The 4,643-nt window shown below is 75.6% G+C and carries 3 protein-coding genes; 2 read left to right on the top strand and 1 reads right to left on the bottom strand.

Features of this window, described 5'->3' with window-relative positions; translation table 11 throughout:
* A partial coding sequence (locus tag GTR00_RS14970) for a DUF349 domain-containing protein (RefSeq protein WP_240900310.1) occupies nucleotides 1–1,373 on the top strand: 1,373 nt, incomplete at its 5' end.
* A gap of 207 nt (nucleotides 1,374–1,580) precedes the next feature.
* Nucleotides 1,581–2,273 (top strand): hypothetical protein, encoded by a 693-nt coding sequence (locus tag GTR00_RS14965; protein WP_166612399.1) that lies wholly within the window; start codon nucleotides 1,581–1,583, stop codon nucleotides 2,271–2,273.
* Between the two features lie 41 nt (nucleotides 2,274–2,314).
* On the opposite strand, the gene GTR00_RS14960 is transcribed toward GTR00_RS14965, so the two are convergent.
* Nucleotides 2,315–4,643, bottom strand: a 2,329-nt coding sequence (locus GTR00_RS14960; RefSeq protein WP_240900308.1) for a RelA/SpoT family protein, incomplete at its 5' end; no start/stop codon positions are given.

Below are 4,643 nucleotides of genomic sequence, written 5' to 3'. Positions count from 1 at the left end.
CCCCCGCCAGCGTGGCCGGGCGCCCGGCGCCGCGGCCCGTGCCCCCGGCGCCGCGGGCCCTGCCGGACGACCCGGCCGCCGAGCCGCCCGCCGCGGACGTCCCGCACACCACGTCGGTGGACCGCGAGGCCGCAGCCGCCTTCGGGCGGGTGGACGAGAACGGCACCGTGTGGGTGCGCCGCGCCGACGGCGAGCACGAGGTGGGCCAGTACCCCGACGCCACGCCCGAGGAGGCGGTGTCGTACTTCGTGCGCAAGTACGAGGAGCTGGTCGCGCAGGTCGACCTCTTCGAGCAGCGCCTGCGCAGCACCGAGCTGGCCGGCAAGGACATCGTCAGCGGCGTCAGCGCCCTGCGCACGGCGCTGGCCGAGACCCGCGCCGTGGGCGACCTGGACGCGCTGACCGCCCGCGTGGAGGCGCTGGCCACCGTGGCCGACGAGGCGCGCGCGGCGGCCGACCGGGCCCGGGCGGCCAACCGCGAGCGCCTGCGCGCGGCTCGGGTGGCCATCGTCGAGGAGGCCGAGACCATCGCCGGGCAGGACCCGGAGAAGGTGCAGTGGCGCTCCTCCGGCGAGCGGCTGCGCACCCTGTTCGAGGAGTGGAAGGCCGCCCAGCGCGAGGGCCGGCTGGACAAGCGCAGCGAGGACGAGCTGTGGAAGCGCTTCAGCCACGCCCGCAGCGCCTTCGACAAGATGCGCCGGCACCACTTCGCCGCGCTGGGCGAGCAGCGCGCGAGCGTGCGCTCCGAGAAGGAGAAGCTCGTCGCCGAGGCGGAGGCCCTGTCGACGTCCACGGACTGGCGCGGCACCACGTCGGCCTACCGCGACCTCATGGACCGCTGGAAGACCGCGGGCCGGCTCGGCCGCAAGGACGACGACGCGCTGTGGGACCGCTTCCGCGCCGCGCAGGACGTCTTCTTCGCCGCGCGCAGCGCCGCCAACGACCAGGTGGACGAGGAGTTCCGCGGCAACCTGACCGTCAAGGAGGAGCTGCTCGCCGAGGCCGAGGCGCTGCTGCCGATCAAGGACCTGGGCGCGGCCAAGGCGGCCCTGCGCAGCATCCAGGACCGCTGGGAGGCCGCGGGCAAGGTGCCGCGCGCCGACCTGGGCCGGGTCGAGGGCCGGCTGCGGGCGGTGGAGACCGCGGTCCGCGACGCCGAGCAGGCCCGCTGGTCGCGCTCCAACCCGGAGGCCAAGGCCCGCGCCGGCGGCCTGGCCAGCCAGCTGGAGTCCGCCATCCGCGACCTGGAGGCGGACGTGGAGGAGGCCCGCCGGCGCGGGGACGCGCGGGCCCTGGCCCGCGCCGAGGAGGCCCTGCGCGCTCGTCGCGCCTGGCTGGACGCGGCCCAGGCCACGCTGCGCGAGGGCCGCTGACGAGGCGCCGCGCGCGCCGGTGACGGCGCGCACCGCACGGGGTGCGGGGGTCCTGCGGGGCTCCCCGCACCCCGTTCCGCGTCCTGCGCCGCGTGCTGCGCCGCGTCCCGGCGCGGCGCTGCCCACAGGCGGTGGCCGAGCCGCGGTCGTCCACAGCGCGCGAGGGCACGGCGTCGGCGCGGCCGGCCGGTGCGGTCCACTGCCGCCGTGCCCACCACCGCTGCCGCCACCGCTGCCGTGCCCACCGCGCCGGCCGCTCCCCCCGCCGCCTGCGGCGCCGGCTGGCTGAGCGAGCTGCTGGCGCGCGGGCGCTGCCCGGACCCGGCGCGCCCGTGGCAGCCCGCCCCCACGCCCGCCGTGCGCGCGGCCGTGGCCCGCGACGTGCGCGAGGGGCTGCTGCAGCGCCTGGTCGGGGACGTCGTCGTGGGCGCCGGGGTGCGCGTGGACGCCGCCGTGCGGGCGCGCGCCCTGGCGCTGCTGGTGCCCGCGGACGCCGTGGTCGTGGGGGTCGCGGCGGCGTGGGTGCACGCGGGGGCGCCGCTGCCGGCGCCGGCGCAGGTGCTCGTGGTCCGGCGCACCCCGGCCCGCCACCCCGTGCGCGGCGGGGTGCGGCTGGTGGTCTCGCGCGCCCGCCTCGACGACGAGGACGTCGTGCACGTCGCCGGCCTGGCGCTGAGCTCACCGGCGCGCACGCTGCTGGACGTCGCGCGCGCCGAGCCGCGCCGGGCGGGGCAGCTGCGCCGGCTGCTGGCCGGGGCCGGGCTGCGCGGCGACGACGTCGAGCGCGCCGCGCAGCGCGCCCGCGGGCTGGCGCACGTGCGCTCCGCCCGGCGCGCGCTGGCCGCGCGCCCGGACACCTCCGGGCGCACCGCCGCGAGCGGCGAGGGCGCGCTGCCGTGACGCGGGGGGACGACGCGCTGCGCCTCACCCGGGCGGTGCGGTCAGACGCGGTAGGCGTCGAACACGCCGTCCACGCGCCTCACCGCGCTCAGCACGTGCCCGAGGTGGTTCGGCTCGGCCATCTCGAAGGAGAACTTCGACACCGCCACGCGGTCGCGGCTGGTGCTGACGGTCGCGGACAGGATGTTGACGTGGTTGTCGGAGAGCACCCGCGTCACGTCCGAGAGCAGCCGCGCGCGGTCCAGGGCCTCCACCTGGATCTGCACCAGGAACAACCGCGAGCCGCTGGAGGTCGCCCCACCGCTGGAGCCCCACTCCACGTCGACGATGCGCTCCGGCTCCCGGCGCAGCCGCGTGACATTCTCGCAGTCCTGGCGGTGCACCGACACCCCGGCACCGCGGGTGACGAAGCCGACGATGGCGTCGGTGGGCACCGGCGTGCAGCACTTGGCGAGCTTGACCCACACGTCGTCGCTGCCGTTGACGACGATGCCGGCGTCCCCGCCGGCGCGGCCGGTGCGCGGCACACCCGGGGTGGTGGCCTCGGCGAGGTCCTCCTCCACGGCCGCCTCGCCGCCCACGGCGACGATGAGCTTCTCCACCACGTGCTGGGCGGAGACGTGCTTCTCCCCCACCGCCGCGTACAGCGCGGACACGTCGGCCAGGTGCAGCTCGCGGGCCACGGCCAGCAGCGACTCGTGCGACATCAGGCGCTGCAGCGGCAGGTGCTGCTTGCGCATGGCACGGGCGATCTCGTCCTTGCCGAGGTCGATCGCCTCCTCGCGCCGCTCCTTGGAGAAGAACTGCTTGATCTTGTTGCGCGCCCGGGGGGACTTGACGAACTGCAGCCAGTCCCGGCTCGGGCCCGCACCGTCGGCCTTGGAGGTGAAGACCTCCACCAGGTCGCCGTTGTCGAGGGTGGAGTCCAGCGGCACGAGCCGGCCGTTGACCCGCGCGCCCATCGTGCGGTGCCCGACCTCGGTGTGCACCGCGTAGGCGAAGTCCACCGGCGTGGAGCCCGCGGGCAGCTCGCGCACGTCCCCCTTGGGGGTGAAGACGAACACCTGACCGGCGTTGATCTCGAAGCGCAGGTCGTCCAGGAACTCGCTGGAGGGCGACTCGCGCTGCCAGTCCACGACGGACTTCAGCCAGTCCATCTCGTTGTCGCGCTTGCCGCCGGCGGCGTTGGGGTCGTCCTTGTACTTCCAGTGCGCAGCGACGCCGTACTCGGCGCGGCGGTGCATCGTGAAGGTGCGGATCTGGATCTCCACGGGCTTGCCCTCGGGCCCGATGACCGTCGTGTGCAGCGACTGGTACATGTTGAACTTGGGCATCGCGATGTAGTCCTTGAACCGGCCCGGCACCGGGTTCCACCGCGCGTGCAGGGCGCCCAGGACCGCGTAGCAGTCGCGCACGGAGTCCACCAGGACCCGCACGCCCACGAGGTCGTAGATCTCCGCGAAGTCGCGCCCGCGCACGATCATCTTCTGGTAGATCGAGTAGTAGTGCTTGGGCCGGCCGGTGACCGTGGCGCGCACCCGCGCGCTCTTGAGGTCCTCCTCGATCTGGCCGCGCACCCCGGCGAGGTACTCCTCGCGGGCCGGGGCGCGGTCGGCCACCAGGCGCACGATCTCGTCGAAGCGCTTGGGGTAGACCGTGGCGAACGCCAGGTCCTCCAACTCCCACTTGATCGTGTTCATGCCCAGCCGGTGCGCCAGGGGCGCGTAGATCTCCAGCGTCTCGCGGGCCTTCTTCTCCGCCGAGGCGGCCGGCACGTAGCGCCAGGTGCGGGCGTTGTGCAGGCGGTCGGCGAGCTTGATGACCAGGACCCGGATGTCCTTGGCCATCGCCACGATCATCTTGCGGACGGTCTCCGACTGCGCGGCCTCGCCGTAGGTGACCTTGTCGAGCTTGGTGACGCCGTCGACGAGCTGGGCGATCTCGTCGCCGAACTCGCGGCGCAGGTCCTCCAGGGAGTAGTCGGTGTCCTCCACCGTGTCGTGCAGCAGGGCCGCGGCCAGGGTGGAGGGCGTCATGCCCAGCTCGGCGAGGATCGTCGCCACCGCGACCGGGTGGGTGATGTACGGGTCGCCGCTCTTGCGGCGCTGGCCGTCGTGGGCGTTCTCGGCGCGGTCGAAGGCGCGCTCGACGACGCTGAGGTCGGCCTTGGGGTGCGTCACGCGCACCGTGCGCAGCAGCGGCTCCAGCACCGGCGAGACGTTGGACTGCCGGTGCTGCCCGAAGCGGGCCAGCCGCGAGAGCATCCGGCTGGCCGTCACCGGACCGGTGTGCGCCACCTCCGCGCCCTGCCGGCCGCGCTCGGGGGCGCGGCGGCGCTCGGGGCCGGCGGGGCGCGCCGGCCCCGAGCGC

It is taken from the genome of Kineococcus indalonis (assembly GCF_009906395.1).
Taxonomy (GTDB): domain Bacteria; phylum Actinomycetota; class Actinomycetes; order Actinomycetales; family Kineococcaceae; genus Kineococcus; species Kineococcus indalonis.
Note: the sequence above shows the minus strand (reverse complement) of the source record. Positions and strands in the feature narration are given on the sequence as shown.